At 69.1% G+C, this 15715-nt stretch carries 26 protein-coding genes; 14 read left to right on the top strand and 12 right to left on the bottom strand.

The genetic code is table 11. The annotated features are described in order from the left end of the window. The first annotated feature begins 10 nt into the window (after nucleotides 1-10). The 7 genes from ACFWYW_RS47090 to ACFWYW_RS47060 all read left to right on the top strand — a co-directional run bounded on the left by ACFWYW_RS47090 (nucleotide 11) and on the right by ACFWYW_RS47060 (nucleotide 3314). The gene (locus ACFWYW_RS47090; protein WP_379623867.1) at nucleotides 11-349 is read left to right on the top strand and encodes a hypothetical protein; all 339 of its coding nucleotides are present in this window, start codon (nucleotides 11-13) and stop codon (nucleotides 347-349) included. A gap of 54 nt (nucleotides 350-403) precedes the next feature. Continuing rightward, nucleotides 404-622 carry a hypothetical protein gene (locus ACFWYW_RS47085; RefSeq protein ID WP_379623869.1) on the top strand — a complete coding sequence of 73 codons (219 nt, stop codon included), beginning with the start codon at nucleotides 404-406 and terminating at the stop codon, nucleotides 620-622. A gap of 41 nt (nucleotides 623-663) precedes the next feature. After that, the gene (locus ACFWYW_RS47080; protein WP_379623871.1) at nucleotides 664-1485 is read left to right on the top strand and encodes a DNA-methyltransferase; all 822 of its coding nucleotides are present in this window, start codon (nucleotides 664-666) and stop codon (nucleotides 1483-1485) included. A gap of 127 nt (nucleotides 1486-1612) precedes the next feature. Continuing rightward, nucleotides 1613-2056, top strand: coding sequence for a 6-pyruvoyl tetrahydropterin synthase family protein (locus ACFWYW_RS47075; RefSeq protein ID WP_379623873.1), 444 nt, complete (start codon nucleotides 1613-1615; stop codon nucleotides 2054-2056). 72 nt (nucleotides 2057-2128) lie between these two features. Next, entirely contained in the window at nucleotides 2129-2368 is a 240-nt protein-coding gene (locus ACFWYW_RS47070) for a hypothetical protein (RefSeq protein WP_379623875.1), read from the top strand. Next, nucleotides 2368-2931, top strand: coding sequence for a hypothetical protein (locus ACFWYW_RS47065; RefSeq protein WP_379623877.1), 564 nt, complete (start codon nucleotides 2368-2370; stop codon nucleotides 2929-2931). Before ACFWYW_RS47070 ends, ACFWYW_RS47065 begins: the two co-directional genes overlap by 1 nt. Further along, nucleotides 2928-3314 (top strand): hypothetical protein, encoded by a 387-nt coding sequence (locus ACFWYW_RS47060; protein ID WP_379623879.1) that lies wholly within the window; start codon nucleotides 2928-2930, stop codon nucleotides 3312-3314. Before ACFWYW_RS47065 ends, ACFWYW_RS47060 begins: the two co-directional genes overlap by 4 nt. Before the next feature lie 303 nt (nucleotides 3315-3617). On the opposite strand, the gene ACFWYW_RS47055 is transcribed toward ACFWYW_RS47060, so the two are convergent. From ACFWYW_RS47055 to ACFWYW_RS47020, 8 genes are all read right to left on the bottom strand, one after another. Continuing rightward, on the bottom strand, nucleotides 3618-4307 hold the full coding sequence (locus ACFWYW_RS47055; RefSeq protein WP_379623881.1) for a hypothetical protein: 690 nt from the start codon (nucleotides 4305-4307) through the stop codon (nucleotides 3618-3620). A gap of 47 nt (nucleotides 4308-4354) precedes the next feature. Further along, nucleotides 4355-4702: a hypothetical protein gene (locus tag ACFWYW_RS47050; protein WP_379623883.1), complete on the bottom strand. Its 348-nt coding sequence runs from the start codon at nucleotides 4700-4702 to the stop codon at nucleotides 4355-4357. 52 nt (nucleotides 4703-4754) lie between these two features. After that, nucleotides 4755-5480, bottom strand: a complete 726-nt coding sequence (locus tag ACFWYW_RS47045) for a hypothetical protein (protein WP_379623885.1) — start codon at nucleotides 5478-5480, stop codon at nucleotides 4755-4757. Nucleotides 5481-5545: 65 nt separating this feature from the next. Next, complete coding sequence (locus tag ACFWYW_RS47040; RefSeq protein WP_379623887.1) at nucleotides 5546-5938, bottom strand: hypothetical protein; 393 nt, start codon at nucleotides 5936-5938, stop codon at nucleotides 5546-5548. Nucleotides 5939-6125: 187 nt separating this feature from the next. Beyond that, nucleotides 6126-6722, bottom strand: coding sequence for a PP2C family protein-serine/threonine phosphatase (locus ACFWYW_RS47035; protein ID WP_379623889.1), 597 nt, complete (start codon nucleotides 6720-6722; stop codon nucleotides 6126-6128). A gap of 401 nt (nucleotides 6723-7123) precedes the next feature. Beyond that, nucleotides 7124-7408, bottom strand: coding sequence for a hypothetical protein (locus ACFWYW_RS47030; RefSeq protein WP_379623891.1), 285 nt, complete (start codon nucleotides 7406-7408; stop codon nucleotides 7124-7126). A 4-nt stretch (nucleotides 7409-7412) separates the two neighbouring features. Beyond that, entirely contained in the window at nucleotides 7413-7715 is a 303-nt protein-coding gene (locus tag ACFWYW_RS47025; protein WP_379623893.1) for a hypothetical protein, read from the bottom strand. A gap of 65 nt (nucleotides 7716-7780) precedes the next feature. Beyond that, nucleotides 7781-8665: a hypothetical protein gene (locus tag ACFWYW_RS47020; RefSeq protein ID WP_379623894.1), complete on the bottom strand. Its 885-nt coding sequence runs from the start codon at nucleotides 8663-8665 to the stop codon at nucleotides 7781-7783. 342 nt (nucleotides 8666-9007) lie between these two features. On the opposite strand from ACFWYW_RS47020, the gene ACFWYW_RS47015 reads away from it, so the two are divergent. From ACFWYW_RS47015 to ACFWYW_RS46985, 7 genes are all read left to right on the top strand, one after another. Next, complete coding sequence (locus ACFWYW_RS47015; protein WP_379623896.1) at nucleotides 9008-9202, top strand: hypothetical protein; 195 nt, start codon at nucleotides 9008-9010, stop codon at nucleotides 9200-9202. Beyond that, nucleotides 9202-9423: a hypothetical protein gene (locus ACFWYW_RS47010; protein WP_379641291.1), complete on the top strand. Its 222-nt coding sequence runs from the start codon at nucleotides 9202-9204 to the stop codon at nucleotides 9421-9423. The genes ACFWYW_RS47015 and ACFWYW_RS47010 overlap by 1 nt, the downstream gene beginning before the upstream one ends. A 54-nt stretch (nucleotides 9424-9477) precedes the next feature. After that, complete coding sequence (locus tag ACFWYW_RS47005; protein ID WP_379623898.1) at nucleotides 9478-9981, top strand: hypothetical protein; 504 nt, start codon at nucleotides 9478-9480, stop codon at nucleotides 9979-9981. Between the two features lie 63 nt (nucleotides 9982-10044). Further along, nucleotides 10045-10230 (top strand): hypothetical protein, encoded by a 186-nt coding sequence (locus ACFWYW_RS47000; RefSeq protein WP_379623900.1) that lies wholly within the window; start codon nucleotides 10045-10047, stop codon nucleotides 10228-10230. A gap of 123 nt (nucleotides 10231-10353) precedes the next feature. Continuing rightward, on the top strand, nucleotides 10354-11151 hold the full coding sequence (locus tag ACFWYW_RS46995) for an N-acetylmuramoyl-L-alanine amidase (RefSeq protein ID WP_379623902.1): 798 nt from the start codon (nucleotides 10354-10356) through the stop codon (nucleotides 11149-11151). Next, nucleotides 11148-11765, top strand: coding sequence for a DUF2829 domain-containing protein (locus tag ACFWYW_RS46990; protein ID WP_379623904.1), 618 nt, complete (start codon nucleotides 11148-11150; stop codon nucleotides 11763-11765). Before ACFWYW_RS46995 ends, ACFWYW_RS46990 begins: the two co-directional genes overlap by 4 nt. After that, the gene (locus ACFWYW_RS46985) at nucleotides 11762-12445 is read left to right on the top strand and encodes a hypothetical protein (protein ID WP_379623906.1); all 684 of its coding nucleotides are present in this window, start codon (nucleotides 11762-11764) and stop codon (nucleotides 12443-12445) included. Before ACFWYW_RS46990 ends, ACFWYW_RS46985 begins: the two co-directional genes overlap by 4 nt. A 402-nt stretch (nucleotides 12446-12847) precedes the next feature. On the opposite strand, the gene ACFWYW_RS46980 is transcribed toward ACFWYW_RS46985, so the two are convergent. From ACFWYW_RS46980 to ACFWYW_RS46965, 4 genes are all read right to left on the bottom strand, one after another. Further along, complete coding sequence (locus ACFWYW_RS46980; protein WP_379623908.1) at nucleotides 12848-13468, bottom strand: phosphatase PAP2 family protein; 621 nt, start codon at nucleotides 13466-13468, stop codon at nucleotides 12848-12850. Continuing rightward, nucleotides 13399-14505, bottom strand: a complete 1107-nt coding sequence (locus ACFWYW_RS46975; RefSeq protein ID WP_379624020.1) for an MAB_1171c family putative transporter — start codon at nucleotides 14503-14505, stop codon at nucleotides 13399-13401. The genes ACFWYW_RS46980 and ACFWYW_RS46975 overlap by 70 nt, the downstream gene beginning before the upstream one ends. Continuing rightward, nucleotides 14505-15020: a hypothetical protein gene (locus ACFWYW_RS46970; protein WP_379623911.1), complete on the bottom strand. Its 516-nt coding sequence runs from the start codon at nucleotides 15018-15020 to the stop codon at nucleotides 14505-14507. The genes ACFWYW_RS46975 and ACFWYW_RS46970 overlap by 1 nt, the downstream gene beginning before the upstream one ends. Nucleotides 15021-15097: 77 nt before the next feature. Next, nucleotides 15098-15547 (bottom strand): hypothetical protein, encoded by a 450-nt coding sequence (locus tag ACFWYW_RS46965; protein ID WP_379623913.1) that lies wholly within the window; start codon nucleotides 15545-15547, stop codon nucleotides 15098-15100. Nucleotides 15548-15715 lie beyond the last annotated feature (168 nt).

The raw sequence follows: 15715 nt of genomic DNA, 5'->3' as shown, positions 1-15715 counted from the left end.
GAGACCCGACATGCCCTCCAAGACCCGGATCATCACCTGCACCAACTGCCACAGAACCCTCCACCTCGGCGGATACGGCTGGTGCTACGCCTGCTACTACCGATGGCGCAGAGCGGGACGCCCGGACACCGGCCCACCACCCGCCCTCGACCCCCAGACCGTGCACCTCCTGGCCGAGGAAGGGCGACGCGCCGCCCGTCGCGCCCGCATCGAGGACTACCTGTTCATCCTCGACACCTGCCCCGGCATCTCCGTCACCGCCGCCGCCGAGCGCATGGGCGTCACCACGCGAACCATCTACCGCTGGAACGCCGCTCTCCGAGCCGAGCAGAACCAGGCAGCCGCCTGAGCGCACCGCCGCCGCAGTGCACTCCGGCCAACACGGCGTGCGACCATAGGTCTCGTGGTTCTGGCAGCTGACGTACCGATCAACCCGCCCGCAGGCGTCACCGACGTCTCCGACTGGTCACTGGCCTGTGCCGCCGGCGGGCACACCGAGTGCAAGGGCTTCCGACTCAACCCCGCGCTGCGGGCGCCCGCCGAGGAAGTCACGCGGCCCTGCGTCTGCACCATCTGCAACCACAAGCCCAAGGCCCGCGGCCGCCCCCGCAAGTCCGCGTAGCCCGAAAGCAGCAAGCAACGGCAGCTGATACGAGGTTGGGCGTGAATACGCTCAACCAACCGGCATACGACCGGCTCGTCGCCAAGTACGGCATCAGCACCAGCCCCTACTGGCACAGCGACCGAGCCACCCTCTACCAGGGCGAGACTCTCGCCATCCTGCCCACGCTGCCCGAGCACTACGTCGACGCGGTCATCGCCGACCCGCCCTACAGCTCCGGCGGCGCCACCGCCAGGGACCGCCAGCGCTCCACCCGCGACAAGTACGTCTCCGGCCGCGCAGGCGACATCAAGCACGAGGTCCCCGACTTCCCCGGTGACCAGCGCGACCAACGCTCCTGGACGTACTGGTCCACGCTGTGGATGTCCCAGGCCCTGCGGGTGACCAAACCCGGTGGCGCCCTGCTGACCTTCTGCGACTGGCGGCAGCTCCCGGCCACCACCGACGCCGTACAAGCCGCCGGCTGGACCTGGCGCGGCGTCGTCACCTGGATCAAACCGGCCGGCAGGTCCCGCCCGATCCGCGGCGGCTTCCGAAACGCCGCCGAGTACGCCGTCTGGGCCGTCAACGGCCACATCCAGAAGGAACACGAGGTATACCTGCCCGGCGTGATCGAAGGAACAGCGCCGACCGGCAAAGACCGCGTCCACCAGACGCAGAAGCCCGTCGAGCCGCTCCTGACCACGCTCGCGCAGGTCGCTCCGCCGGACGGACTCATCCTCGACCCGTTCGCCGGCTCCGGCTCCACCGGCGTTGCGGCCTTGCGCACCAGCCGCCGCTTCGTCGGGATCGAGATGACCCCGTACTACGCCCAGGTCGCCGCCGACCGGCTCGCGGCAGAACTGGAACTCACTCCCGCGTAGCAGGTCAAGGCGTCGCGCGACGGCAGGAAGACGTAAAGGGCGGAGTGTGACACACTCCGCCCGCTTCACCCAAACGACTCAACTGCCACAGGAACCGCACACTGTGTTTACCGCCACTCTTGAATGCGTGTTCGACGCCGCACACCGGCTCCCCCAGCTCGACAGCAAGTGCGCCAACCTCCACGGCCACACCTGGCAAGTCCGCGTCACCATCGGGGCCCCGCACCTCAGCCCCGACAGCACCGTCGTCGAGTTCGGCACCGTCAAGGACCTGATGCGCGCCTGGATCGACACTCACATCGACCACGCGACGCTGCTCGGCAAAGACGACCCGCTCATCCCCGCGCTGCGCGCCGCGGGCTGCCGCGTCTATGAGTTCGGTGCCGACTACCCCGACCAGATGTGGCCAACGGCCGAGGCCGCGGCCGCCATGATCGCCCACCACGCCCACTCCTGGGCGCGCGCCGGCGGCCGCGACGACGTCCACGTCCTGCGCGTCGAGGTCTTCACCGCCAGCAGGAACTCCGCCGCCTGGACCACGTCATTGCCTGGCTGGCTCACCACCCTGTGACCACCACCCGCACCATCGCGGCCTCGCCCCCAACCCGTCCCCGACGTCGTGCTTCCCACGAAGGAGCTTCTGATGACCGCTGACCACGCAGACCACGAGCCGCAGCAGATCGGCAGCCTCATCGACCAGCTTGGCGTCAAGGCGTGTCTCCACAAAGGCGATTACGTCACCGACGTCATCGTCATCGCCAAGATCCTCTCCCAGGACGGCCGCGTCGGGGTTGCCGCCTTCCCCAGCGAGAGCACCCAGCCGTACGACCGCTGGGCGATGATCAACATTGTCGCCGGGCACTCCGGTTCGGGGGAGCGTTGATGGTCGACGAAGCCAAGCTGGGGCGACCCACCAAGCTCACCCTCGAACTGCAGGAGGAGCTGTGCGCCCACCTGCGTAAGGGCAACTACCTCAACGCCGCCTGCGCCCTCGTCGGCATCCACGAGTCCACCGTCTACCGGTGGCTGGAGCGCGGCGAGGCCGCGGCCGTACGCGAGGACGAACACGGCGACCTGGAGCCCGACGTCCTGTACCGCGAGTTCTTCCGGGCTGCTGCGCGCGCCAAGGCGGAGGCCGAGGCGATGTTCGTCAGCGTCATCGTCGAAGACGCCAAGGGCGGCGTCACCACCAAGGAGGTCATCCGGCACCCGGACGGGTCCACGGAGGAGCGCACCTACACCCCGCCGAACTCGCGGCCCGCGCTGGAATGGCTGGCACGCACCCAGCCAACCCGGTGGGCGCCGAAGAAGGCACTCGAGGTGTCCGGCCCCGGCGGCGCGCCGGTGCAGCTCAGCCACCAGGCCGACATCGTCAGCGGGCTCGTGAACCGCATCGCGGCGGTCAAGGCCAAGCGCGAGCAGCGCGCGGGCGAGGCAGACGCATGACGCCCGACGACCAGCGGGAGACCGCGGTACTGCGTCTGGGAGGCCGGTCGACCGCTGCACCCGCCTGGCTCGACAACGGCCTGGCCGAACCCTCGCCGGCGGCCGTCGAGACCCCCGAGCAGATCGAGCGCCATCTACGAGAAGAGATCGCCAGCGAGATCGCCAAGCAGATCCAGGACTGCCCGGAGCACCCGGACCCGAGACGCCTGCGGGCACCCTGCCGGTGGTGCGACCGCAACGAGGTGATCCACCACACCATGCAGATCGCTCTCGGGCGGATCAGCGGCGACCCGGCGCCCTTCCCCCGCCAGGCGTGGCAGGTCATCACCAACACCCGCGCCGAACCCGAGCCCGTCATCGCCTTCCGAGCACCGAATGGATGATCTGCCGCACACAGAAGCCGGCGATGAAGAGGAGGCAGGCGTCGAGATCGTCGTCGGCGACCCCCAGCCGGCCACGTGCCCGGCCTGCGGGACGCTCGCGGCGTTCGCGGCCGCCGACATCTACGCCTTCACCCTCGCCGGATGCTGCCGGGTCGGGGCGTTCGCAGTGTGCGGCGAGTGCGGCTGGTCGCCATACCGCGCGGCGCCCTCCGGCCGGTGTGAACGCCGAAGGGCCGCTCACCGGCCGTACCCCAGGAGTCGGTACGGCCGGTGCAGCGGCCCACGCTGAATTGCGGTCAGCAGCTATGCGTGCTCCGCCACGGCGTAGCCCTGGGGCAGCGTCACCCGCCGCAGGCACGTGCTGCACTCGTAGACGCCCGGCGCGGTCTCGAAGTGCGGGGTGCCCGAACTGGCCTTCAGCTCACCGGGCCCGACGACGGTGACGTCGTTGTGCCGCCAGCCCCAGTCCAGTTCGACGATCCCTCCGGCGCAGGTGGACGTCGGGCACTCCAGACGCCCGTCGGCACCGACCTTCGCAGGCTTGGCAGGTTCAGCCGCGAGAGTGCCGACGCTGGTCATCACCGCCTGCAGGATCGAGGTGGCGCGGGCGGTGCCGCGCTCGGCGGCCCACACAGCGGTCTCGGTGTAGAGGACGAGCTGGCGGGCGATGTCCTCAGGCGTGCGGCTGGCCATGTCCCGGATCGTGTCGGTGAACACCTCGCGCAGCCGGTCGATGTAGGCCGGGTCGTGGTAGTCGGCCACCGGCTTCTTCAGCATCTCGATCTGCTGCTCGGCCTGGCGGAGCCGCACCAGGACAGGCGCCATGCGCTCGCCCATGTAGCTGGTGAGGTTCGCGCAGTGGATATCGCCCAACCCGGGCAGAGACTCGTGGTCGTGGGCGAGCCGGTCGCGAACGACTCTGGCCAGCTCTTCGACCAGGTGGTCGCTGGCGGGGTTCCCCGGGACGAGGGGCAGGTTCTCGGTCACAGTCATTGCGTACTCCAAGGGTTGGGAAGGTGCCCTTGCGGGGCCGGGAGGGGTCAGACGGGGTTGTCGATGATGACCTGGCGAATGGCCTTCAAGGACGGCGCGTCCCGCCAGTAGTGACCGGGCCCCTGGAGCGGGACATGCCGCCAGATCAGCAAAAACAGCCGCAGGGTCTTACCCCCGGTGGCGCGGCTGTGCCAGGTGACTTTGATCTCCCATTCGGGGTTGAGCCGCTTGAACAGCAAGGTCACGAAGGGGTTCCCGCCGGTGTCTATGTCAGCGGCCCCTGCGACTGCCCATCCGTTGTTCTTGGCCAGCGCCAGAAGGTCCTGCGCTGCCTTGGGGAGCTTGTCAATCGCCATCTCTCTTGGCTTCGCAGGCTGTTCGACAGCGGTCATCATGCGCTCCCGAGAATCTGGGGTGGGGCCGGGCCCTGATGGGCCCGGCGGGAGGTCAGGAGTAGATGGCGTCGTACTCGTCGGTTCGCAGGTGCAGGGCCACGGTCCGGCAGAACAGCCGGGCAGCCTTGGCCTCCAGGACCTCGCGGGATCGGTAGATCGACCCGACGCCGTTGGAGTAGAGGTGATCGGGCAGGCTCACGATGATGCGCAGCGCCCTGACCTGCTCGGCGTCGGCCGCCGTGCGCAGGTCCTTGCCGTCCTTGATCACCTGCCAGGCGACGTGGAAGGCGTGCTGGGCCAGGAATTGGGCGACCGCGTGCCCGTCTAGGTGGATGGTGAGCTCGGCGACCATCGCCGGGCCGCTGGTCCTGGTCATCAAGGTGCGAAGCTCTTCGTCACGGTTGGCGGCCTCGTCGAGCATCTCGTTGAGCGCCTTGGCGAACCGCCGCTCCGCGAAGGCGCACGACTCCAGCTCGGAGATCTTGTCGGGTAGGCCGCTCACCTTCACGGCGGCTTCGACGTAGATGGTCTTCAGCAGCGAGCGGCTCGCGGCGGAAGCCAGCCTCTTGGTGACCGCACCGGCGGTCTCGTGAAGGTCGGCGATCCGGCGGCGCAGCTCATCCATGGTGGGAATGGCGGCGGCGGCCTTGATCGCGTCCTCGCGGACGGCGGCGAGTTCAGCAACAAGACCCGGCCGCTGCTCGGCGATGGCCTGCGCGGCAGGCGACCAGGACTCAGCGAGGTCAAGGTCGATGCGGAAGTCGGTCGGGATCTGCATGGGGTCTCGATTCCTCGAAGGGGCCAGGGGAGACAGCCCCGGTGGGATTGCGTCCCACCGGCCGGTTAGTTGGAGACGAAGTCGTAGAAGTTCTGGGCGATCGCGGAAAGCAGGCTGGTGGCGGCGGTGAGCGTGGCGGCATCCAGGTCAGCGAGCGGGTACGGCCCCGGGTACTGCGGGTGTCTGACGGGGACCAGGTCCGGGCCGATGCACATCACCGCGCCGGTCAGGAGGCGGTCGTTGACCAGCAGGCCGGTCAGGTTGTAGCCGCTCTGGTCCCCGGGGCGGCCCAGGCTGATCGCCACGGCGAGCCGGTTACGCATGCCGAAGTAGCCGGGCTGGACGAAGATCTTGCCTCGGGAACCGAAGTTGTACAGGGCGTGGCGGCCGTCGCCGGTGCCGATGAAGTGGAGGTTGGCTTGGTGGATCGGGTCGAAGCGGACAAGGGTCTGGGTCACGGTCGCCACTCCTTCAATGGGGGTCGCAAACTCTCTACATCTCAAATATTACAGGCTATTTAATTTTGGTCAAGGGGATTCCCGCGCTGCCCTCCGCTTCCGCGGCCGGCCACGACCGAACGTCCCTGTCCTGGGACCCGGCGGCCCCCGCCCGACGCAAGCCGGGCGGGGGCCAGGCCCCGCCCGGCTACCGCAGTGAGATGTCCACCTCGGCCTCGCAGCAGCTCGTCACCGTGGTGCTCGACGCGTCGCCACGCGTGATCACCCCGGGGTCCTTCCGGCCGCAGCCAGGGCAGGCGTCGACGTATCCCCGGCCGGGCTCGCCGGGGCCGATCTCAGCGACGATGAGGGTGACGTTGTCCTTGCCGCCTGCATCGAGCGCCAGGGTGATCAGCGCGTCGCGGGCCTCTTCGACGGTCGCGGCGTCGGCCAGAGCGGCGCCGATGTCCTCGGGCTCGACGTAGCCGTCGAGGCCGTCCGAGCACAGCAGCAGCCGCCAGACGGGCGCCTCCTCAAGGTTCAGCTTCACCGTGTCGGCGCCCTCCTCGCTCGCGACGTGCCGCAGCAGGAAATGCTGGTCGTCGGGCTTGTGATGCGGCTTAGTGAGCCGCTCGAACCGCCCGTCCGGGGCCAGCACCCACGCGGACGTGTCGCCGAGCCAGGCGATATCCACCCAGGCGGGACCGCTCGCGAGAAGCTCGTCGTGGGGAAGCACGGTTATGGTCAGCGTGGATGTCGCGGCGCCCCGCGCCCGGTCGGAGAACTCGGCGTAGCGCCCGAACACGGCGGCCTGGACGGTGTCGGCGGCCAGCAGCGCATGCCCGCCGTACGCGCCGGTCGTGGCGGCGACCTCGGCGGCCAGCTCGGCAGCCTGCCCCGCGAGAAGTGCGCACCGACACCGTCCGCGACTGCCAGCGCGGTGAAGCGCGGGCCGACCCGGACGGCGACGTGGTCGTTGTTGTCCGCTCGTCTCAACCCGATGTGTGTGGCGTAGGAGATCTCCCCGGCCGGGCTGGTCAACGTGCCGTGCGGTGGGCCCGGCGGCAGCTCGGGGGCGTGGAGCGCCGACACGGGCCGAGCGGTGGGGGAGAGGTCGCGCGCTGTGGACATGATCGCCTCCAAGGGCGTGAGTGAGCGGGCCGGGGGGGACCGCCCGCCCGGATCGCGGGCGGGCGGCCGAGATGGCTACTTGTGCGCGTGGGCCAGGGCGCGCAGCCCGTCCTTGTCGCCCACCGGGATGGCAGCGAACCGGGATACGGCGGAGCGCTCGGCCGCTTCGGCGAGGGGGAAGACGCGGCAGGCGGACACATTCACCTCGCCGCTGCCGCGCTTGTAGCCCTTGGAGGCTGCCCAGGCGTAGACCTGCTCGACCGCTTCCTCGGCGGAGATCTTGCCGTCAGGGTCAGGGCCGAACACGGTCACGCCGTGCGACTGCTCGCCGTCGTTCAGCTCGGCAACGATGACGTACATGCGGTTACCAGCTCTCGGGGTAGGCGGCCAGGCCGTCGATGGTGATGGTCAGACCGACCGCGTAGCCGGGGCCGTGCCGCTCCTCCAGGCCGTTGGCCAGGGAGCGAGCCAGAGCGTCCGGCCAATCGGCGTCGGCCAGTGTGTGCAGAACGTCGATGATGATGTCGGCCGCTACTTCGGTGTCGTCCCCTTGCCCGCCCAGATCTCGGCGGTAGTAGGTGCGGAGCGCGGTACCGCGTCGGCGAGCCTTCCTGGCCTTCTTGGACCTTTTGGGCTTGACGGGAATCGCGTGGGTCATGCCGATCATGGGTGGTCCTTCCGGGTGGGCCGCCCGCCCGGATCGCGGGCGGGCGGCTTCGGAGATGGTGCTCGTTAGAGCTGGTTGCGTCGCTCGCCTCGGGGGCGCAGAATCCGCCAGGCGATCAGCCCGCCGATCGCGCCGATCGGGAGCAAGACGACCAGGACCGCGCCGACCACCGTGCCGAAACCGGGGCCGCTGTCTTCGGCCTGCCGGACTAGCTGGGCGGCCATCCAGGCGGGCATCTGGTCAGCGGGAGCCGCCTGAGGCACGGCGTGCACCGGGGCGGCCTCAGGAGCAGGCTCCGGCGCGGGGTCGAACGTGAGTTGAGTCTGCGGGGTCGCCGCAGGCATCTGCTGGACCACGACCGGCGGCGGGGTCTGCTGCCGGTCAGCGGGGGCTGCCACGGTGCGCGTCACCGTGACCTTGGGTGTGGGCGTCGCCTTCTTCGCGCTCGGGGTCGCCTTCGGCGTGACCGTGACGGTCTTCGTGGGCGTCGGGGTCGCCGTCGCCTTGTCCGTCTCGCCCGCCGTAGGGGTCGGGCTGACCGTGATGGTGGTGGTCACGGTCGGAGTCGGCGTGGGGGTCGGGGTCGGCGGGGTCGCCGCCGTGATCCCGACCTCCGACAACGTGGTTCCGTTGCCGCTGACCAGGAGCACCTGGTGCTCGCCGGGGGTTTCCGGCGTGTAGGTGCCGCCGAAGGTTGTCGGACCGCACATCGGCCCGGCGTTCCCGAGGCTGACTTTCACCGTGGCCCCGTTGGGGGTGCGCACCCGCAAGGCGGGGTCGCATACTCCGCTGGTGTCGGCGCTGACCGTGAGCGGCTGGCCGACCGTGGCGGCGCTGCCCACCGAGGGGCTGGTGATGACCGCTTCCGCCGCGTGGGCGGGGGAGGCGGTGACGGTCAGGGCCGTGGCCACAGCCCCGACCGTCAGGGCGATTGCCCGAGTGATTCCCATGGGGGATTCCTCCTGGTTCCGGCGAGGGCCGCAATCCCTCGCGCTTCTCAAATAATACAGGCTTTTTAGTCGCGAGGCAACGATTCCCTCGAAAGAGGCCCTGGCCTGCGATGAGAGCTCACGTCGCAACCATGAAGCCGCCCGCTGGCCTGCGGCCCCCGTGGAGAACTCGCCGAGCGTGCGGGCTGCATGGTCGTCACCGCGCCCCATCGACCCTGCGGCCCCGTCCTCATCAGGGAAAACATCAGCTCAAGAGAGGGCTTCCCATCTCATTAAATATTCTGTATTCTTTGAAGTGTCAGAGGGGATTGCGGCCCCAAAGGCGTTAACCAGGAGGACCCGATGTTCTACACCACCCACGGCCCCGGCCTGATGACCACGTCCGACCAGGCTGGCCACTACGCCGAGATGGCCCAGTACGCCACCGAGCGCCCCGGCGGCCTCAGCCCCGACGAACTCAACAACGTGGAGTGGTACGGCCACCCCTGCGGCGACATCCACGGCATCGACGGCCACCGCGTCACCTGCACCTGCTGATGACGACACTCACCTCGACGGGCGAGGCGGCCACCGCCTCGCCCCCGGCCCACCATCAGCCCGCCTGCATCGTCTGCAGCGACCCCGACCCCACGATCCTCGAAGACGGCCGGACGGCCTGCTGCAACGAGGACCCCGTGGCCTACACCTGCCCCGACTGCCACTACCCCGTCTACTACCAGGCGGACGGCACCGAACCCGACTTCTGCCCCCACTGCTGAAGAAACCGGCCGGGGGATTGCGGCCCCCGGCCCCACAACCAGGAGGAACCCCACGTGAAGCACACCGCCAAGAGCCTCGCCGACGCCTACGGGATCGCGGACCAGGCCCACCGCCAGGCCCAGAAAATCGCCCAGAACCACCAGGGCGAAGTCGCCGCCTACACGAGCCTGCGCATCGCCGCCGCCCACGCCCGCGACCACTACGCCATCTGGGCCGACGTGATGGGACCCGACGCCGTCGCCGAGGACATCAAGGACCTGGGCCGCATCATCCGCGATTGGTTCGCCACCCTGGAAAACGGCCAGGTGTACGGCCTGGCCATCGAGTACGGCTTCCCCTTCACCACGGTCGGCTACGTCTCCTCCAACGCGCTGCGGTTCTGGCTCAACACCGCCTACCCCGACGACCACGACAAGAAGACCCACATCGTGAACGTCTCCCAGGAGCGCTACGACGAGATGCTCGCCAGGGTCGCCGAGATCGCCAGGCAGATGGAGCCCATCGTTGAGGGCGGCGTCCGCCACGTGAGCGGCCTGGTCGTCTTCACCCGCATGTAGCTTCACCACGGCCCCGCCCACACGGGCGGGGCCGCCCCGGCCCATCCCGACCAGGAGCACGCCATGGCCAAGGCCGTACTGATCGCACGAGACCCAGCCACCGGCACACAAGTCGTGATCGGCCCCGTGTTCACCCCCAAGGGCATGGCCGAACTCCGCCAGCTCGCCGCCGGGCGCGGCCTGACGGCCCTGACCGAAGCCCCGCTCACGTCCAAGGCCGACTTCACCACACCCACCCGGAACACGTAGCCACCCACGGCGGAACACCTGAGGGGCGGACCAATAGTCCGCCCCTCACCGCATGCCAGGACGTAAACGGCGAAACCCGCCACCCTGCACCGCGACCACCGAACCCGCCTCGGGAGGACCGCCGTGCGGACCATCGAATCGCCCAACAAGTACAAGGGCCGCCGCAGCCGTATCCGGCTCATCGTGATCCACACCATGGAGACCGGCGAAACCGGCAACGTCGCCGAGAACGTCGCCGCCTACTTCGCCCGCCGCGCCACCAAGGCCAGCGCCCACGTCTGCGTCGACAACAACTCCGAAATCCGCTGCGTCGCCGATAGCGACACCGCCTGGGCAGCCCCCGGCTGCAACGACGACGGCCTGCAGATGGAGCTGGCCGGCCGCGCCGGGCAGAACAACTCCCAATGGGCCGACCCCTACAGCGTCGCCCTCCTGCACCGCGCCGCGAAGATCGCCGCCGCCTGGACTAAGAAGTACAACATCCCCATCCGACGCCTCACCCACGCCGAACTCCGCGCCGGCAAGGCCGGGTTCATCGGCCACATCGACGCCTCCAAGGTGTACAAGCGCAGCGACCACTGGGACCCCGGCCCCCACTTCCCGTGGGAGCAGTTCCTCCAGCTGGTGCGCAGCTACCGCGACGGCTCCGGCGACCCGACACCCACCAACCCGATCCCCAAGCCCGGCACCGGCAACCCCGCGTGGCCCGGCCGCATGCTCCACTACAACCCGCGCCAGCCCATGATGACCGGCCACGACGTCGAAACCTGGCAGAAGCGACTCATGGCCCTGCGCTACACGATCACCGTCGACGGCAAGTTCGGACCCATGAGCTCGGCCGCGACCAAGGTGTTCCAGCGCGACAAGCGCCTCGAGGTCGACGGCGTCGTCGGACCGGACACGTGGGGAGCCGCCTGGTGACCGGCCCGCACGGGCACGTCGTCCCCCGCCCGGACGGCAACAAGGCGCGGTGCGGCGGCCCCCGCATGTGCCGAGTGTGCGCGGCCGAACTCGCGGCCAAGCAGGACTCCGAACGCGAGCTGACCCGCACCCTCGCCGCCGCCTGGACCCAGGATGTCCCCGACTACCTCATCGGGGTCGTCCGCCTGTCCTGCGGCCACGCCAAGTTGTGGCAACGCAACATCGGCATCCCCGGTCCCGCCTCGTGCACCATGTGCTTCGCCTGCGACGACGAGGTCCGCGGCTCCTACGAAATCCCTCGCCCCGCACCAACCGGCCAGACCCTCAACGAAGGAACGCTCATGACGTTCGGCGACGCACTCGCCCACCTCAAGCTGGGCAGCCGCCTGACCCGCGACGGCTGGAACGGCCAAGGAATGTGGATCTTCGTCGTGCCCGGCTCTACCTTCCGGCCCGAGCCCGACCGGCCCCTGGGCAAGGCCGCACCCGAGCTCGTCGGCCAGCCGGTGACCTACCGGCCGCACATCGACATGCGCACCGTCGACGGCCAGATCGTGCCGTGGGTCGCCTCCCAGTCCGACCTGCTCGCCGACGACTGGAGGATCGTCCTGTGACCGCCATCGCCGGCCTCGTCCACGACGGCCTGGTCATCCTCGGCGGCGACTCCGCCGGATCCGCCGGCTGGCACCTCCGCATCCGCGCCGACCGCAAGGTCTTCACCAACGGGCCGTACGTCTTCGGCTTCACCAGTAGCTTCCGCATGGGCCAGCTCCTGCGGTACGCGCTCACCCCGCCCGAACCCGACTACGACGACCTGCCCCGGTTCATGGTCACCACGTTCGTCGACGCCGTCCGCACCTGCCTGAAAGATGGCGGGCACGCCCGCAAGGAGTCCGAGCGGGAGAACGGCGGCACCTTCCTCGTGGGCGTCGGCGGCCGCCTGTTCGAGGTCGAGGACGACTACCAGGTGGCCGAGCACGAGGACGGCTACGCCGCAATCGGGTGCGGCGCCGCGACGGTGCTCGGCGCCCTGCACGCCACAGCGCCGCTCGGCATGGCCGCCGACGAGCGGCTGCTGCGCGCCCTGGAAGCCGCCGAGCGGTTCAGCAACGGAGTCCGCGGGCCCTTCCACAGCGTGGTAGGCGGCGCCCGCCCCGACCCTCCGGCGCCAGCGGTGGCGGCGCCGAAGATCGTCGTGAACGTCGAACCCACCCCGTGGACGGAAGATGGACGCTGGATCGGCTGGAATCCCGGCCAACAGGTACGCGCAGCGCCGCTACGTCAGGCAGAATAGGGTCCAAGAGGCGAATTTCTCATTCGAGGCATTGCATAACTAAATATGGAATTAGTGCTAAACCTTATTGTCTTTTCACACGCGTCTAGAGCGACCGCGTCCGCCTCTCGACATGACGGGGAGCACACCTACGGAGTTAGGTGGTCTCTCGCATGTCTGTACGACGTCCCAGGACGGCTCGCTCTACGCTGTGCCGTCGCAGGCCGAGCCCCCGGCCGGTTCACCATCCGCGCTGCTGCTATCACCGCAGCCAGCCAGCGTGCGAACCGCGTCCGCGCTGGCCGTTGTCGCAGAGCCGCTGGACGGACACGGTCCTGCCGTGGCTCGTCTTCATGATCAACGTGGCCATGCTCATGATCAACACGGCGATGCTCGTCCTGACCGTCCTGCGCTGAGGGCATGTCAGAGGAGCAGAGCCAGCGTCGCCCACGTGGCCGCGGCGCCCGCCATGGCGCCCGCGGTCACCTGGGTGGGCGTGTGATCCTGAATCGTCACGCGGGACCAGCCGATCGCCGCCACCAGCGCACCGCCCACCATGAACACCGGGAGAGGCGGCAGCACAGCGGCGACCATGACGACGCTGCCGGCCGCCACCGCGGTGTGGAACGAGATCTTCCAGAAGAGCGTGATCGGCCCCAGGACGGCGAGCGTGGCCAGCATGATGGCCACGCACGCCACCATCACGCGCGGGGCGCCGAGCACCACGAGCAACGCCAGCGCGAGCACCACCAGGGCGACGATCACGCCGATCAGCCACGGCCGCTGCGCCCGGTCAGTGACGTGCCGATCCACGAACCGGCCCGACTTCACCCCCGCCCAGATCACCAGGCCAGGGATCCCGCCGCACAGCCCGGCCGCGAGCAGCGCCCACCCGAGCCCTGCCCAGCCGCCCGTCACCACGCCCACCACCAGCGGCAGGCCCATCACGAAGTACTTGGGGGCCAGGACCTCGGTCAGGACACGAGCGACGCGGGACTCCGCCTGGTGATCTTCCTGAACTCGTTCGCGACCTGCTGTAGCCACTGCGTTTCCCTCTCGGCGCTGTTCGCGGATCCGCCGACACTACTCGGACCCGGGATACGTCCGGCCGGGACACCCGTCCCTTCGCCCCGGCGGGCAGCCTCGAGCGCGGCCACCAGCCACTGGGCTACCTCGCCCGGGTCGCTGCTGGCCGGTGGGGGCGTGACCGAGGTCAGCGCGAGCATCCCGTCGCGGATCTCCAGAACCCGCCGCAGCAGCTGCACCTGCAGGGGGCCGCGGACACCGAGGGCGATGTCGGGCCACTGGGTGGTCACCGCCTCCCACAGCGGGCGAAGGTCACGCAACGCCCGCCTGGTCTTCAGCCTTGCCTTGGCCGCCCGGTAAGCCGGGATCGATGTGCCGATCGTGATCCCTGCAATGCACAGCAGGAAGGTGCCCTTGTGCAGCCCCGGCAGCTCCTGCGCGCCCAGCTCCGGCCACCCCATCACCAGCAGGTTCACGGTCATCACGTGTGCCCGGTTGATCACCCCGGCCGCCATCGCGGCAGCGGAGATGACCAGCCCGACCCGAAGCAGCGCCGGAGCGCGCCGCGCGTAGGAGGCGAACATCCACCCAGCGGCCGCCAGGCAGCACATCAGCCAGCCGTCGAAGATCAGCAGGTAGATCCGGCCAGTCTCGGCGGTGCCCGCCGCGGGGCCGGTCGCTCCGTCCAGCCAGTAGATCCGGCCGCCCCGCGCCGCGAACATCGCCACGAGCGCGGCCATGAAAGCCAGCGCCGGCGGCCAGATCCACCGGCCCCGGGACGCCTGGCCCTCCTTACGGCTGATCACTTCCACGTAGGCCAGCAGGCACGTCGCGGAGGTGAGCCCGGACAGGTGCCGCAAGAGCGTGGCCCACTCCATGTGCGTGGCCGAATCCAGCCAGGCCACAATCGGCGCCGCACTGAACACCCTCGACAGCGCCAGCGCGGTGAACGCCCCCCAGAGCATCCGCTGCACGTGCGACGTGCGCGCGGCGGGAATCCGTGACAGCGCCGCCCCCCACAACAGGATGAGCGCTAACCAGTCCACCAGGCTCATCACCAGTGGCCTCCGTTCGTCCGTTCGTATCCGAAGCTCTGCTCGATCATGCGGAGGCCGCGCTCCTCGTCGTGAGGATCCTGGATGCGCATGAGGATGAGGGTGGCCAGCTCCTCGGCCTCCCTCTCCTCAGGGGTGTCGTACCGGCTGCGCGCCCAGGCCCCGCCGAGTGGGTTCTGCTCCTCGAACGCGCCCACGATCGGCTGCAAGAGCCGCTGTAGCGCCGTCTCGGCGTCACCGACGCGGCCGTGGTTCAGCAGCATGTGGCTGATCTCGTGCTGCATGATGTGCTGGCGCAGCACGCCGGTGGCGCTGGGCACGACGAAGATGTGGTCGCGACGCTTGGTGGCGATCCAGACTCCGGAGACTGCGCCTGGGGCGTCGAGCGGGAAGTCGTGCATGTGGATGCGCCGCCGGCGGATGCGCTGAATCCCCTGCCAGTACGCCTTGAGGGAGAACGGCCGAGGGATGGGAGCTGACTCAAGGGCAGCGACAAGCTCGGGGGAGACGCGCAAGATCTTGGAACCTTTCCGGGTACACCCGAAACACGTTACTGGGCTACCCGAACGTGTTTTCTATATTCTGTCTACATCTAGTCCCGCTCAAACCAGGCTTCGTCGGCCGCCATGCTCTCTTCCTCGTCTGCGCCTTCGGCTGCGCGCATCGCCTCGACCATCTTGAGGATCGCGTCGACCGACAGCTGGGACAGGCCCATCATGCGCTCGGCCACGTTCTGGACGCCGAGATCGGCCAGACCGAGCCGCGCCTGTTCCAGCTTGGCCTGTTCCTCAGGAGTGAGCTCGCGGCGCAGCACGGGCGTGTCCCGGCCCAGCAGCCAGTCGACGGACTTGCCCGTGAGGTCGGCGAAAGCCTCGAGGTGCTCGCGCGTCGGGTTGGTCTTGGCTCCCTTTCGCAGCAGCCCGATGTAGGCATGGGAGATCGTCACGCCGCGCCGCTTCAGCTCCCTGGCCGCGCCGCGGTCGGACAACCTTCGCTCTCTCAGCGCCTCAGCCAACCGCTGGGCCAAAGTCGCCTCGTCCACGAATATCTACCCTTTCCGGGTCCCTGCCGACCGCCTGCAAGATCTCTGCACGATTTGGACGCCAACAGTACACACCACAAGGCACACGGCTACCAATGGTTGACAAAGCTCCCTAAAAGAGGTCCAATCATCCCCCCGAGTGTTAACCCGTGGTGACCATACCCAGGT

Origin of the sequence: Nonomuraea sp. NPDC059023 (genome assembly GCF_042740095.1) — a bacterium.
Taxonomy (GTDB): Bacteria; Actinomycetota; Actinomycetes; order Streptosporangiales; family Streptosporangiaceae; genus Nonomuraea.
This window is presented reverse-complemented; position numbering and strand designations above follow the sequence as displayed.

Coding starts and splice junctions, on each gene's coding strand:
- ACFWYW_RS47090 (WP_379623867.1), top strand. CDS start 11: ATGCCCTCCAAGACCCGGATCATCACCTGCACCAACTGCCACAGAACC.
- ACFWYW_RS47070 (WP_379623875.1), top strand. CDS start 2,129: ATGACCGCTGACCACGCAGACCACGAGCCGCAGCAGATCGGCAGCCTC.
- ACFWYW_RS47065 (WP_379623877.1), top strand. CDS start 2,368: ATGGTCGACGAAGCCAAGCTGGGGCGACCCACCAAGCTCACCCTCGAA.
- ACFWYW_RS47060 (WP_379623879.1), top strand. CDS start 2,928: ATGACGCCCGACGACCAGCGGGAGACCGCGGTACTGCGTCTGGGAGGC.
- ACFWYW_RS47055 (WP_379623881.1), bottom strand. CDS start 4,307: ATGACTGTGACCGAGAACCTGCCCCTCGTCCCGGGGAACCCCGCCAGC.
- ACFWYW_RS47050 (WP_379623883.1), bottom strand. CDS start 4,702: ATGATGACCGCTGTCGAACAGCCTGCGAAGCCAAGAGAGATGGCGATT.
- ACFWYW_RS47045 (WP_379623885.1), bottom strand. CDS start 5,480: ATGCAGATCCCGACCGACTTCCGCATCGACCTTGACCTCGCTGAGTCC.
- ACFWYW_RS47030 (WP_379623891.1), bottom strand. CDS start 7,408: ATGTACGTCATCGTTGCCGAGCTGAACGACGGCGAGCAGTCGCACGGC.
- ACFWYW_RS47025 (WP_379623893.1), bottom strand. CDS start 7,715: ATGATCGGCATGACCCACGCGATTCCCGTCAAGCCCAAAAGGTCCAAG.
- ACFWYW_RS47020 (WP_379623894.1), bottom strand. CDS start 8,665: ATGGGAATCACTCGGGCAATCGCCCTGACGGTCGGGGCTGTGGCCACG.
- ACFWYW_RS47015 (WP_379623896.1), top strand. CDS start 9,008: ATGTTCTACACCACCCACGGCCCCGGCCTGATGACCACGTCCGACCAG.
- ACFWYW_RS47010 (WP_379641291.1), top strand. CDS start 9,202: ATGACGACACTCACCTCGACGGGCGAGGCGGCCACCGCCTCGCCCCCG.
- ACFWYW_RS47000 (WP_379623900.1), top strand. CDS start 10,045: ATGGCCAAGGCCGTACTGATCGCACGAGACCCAGCCACCGGCACACAA.
- ACFWYW_RS46975 (WP_379624020.1), bottom strand. CDS start 14,505: ATGAGCCTGGTGGACTGGTTAGCGCTCATCCTGTTGTGGGGGGCGGCG.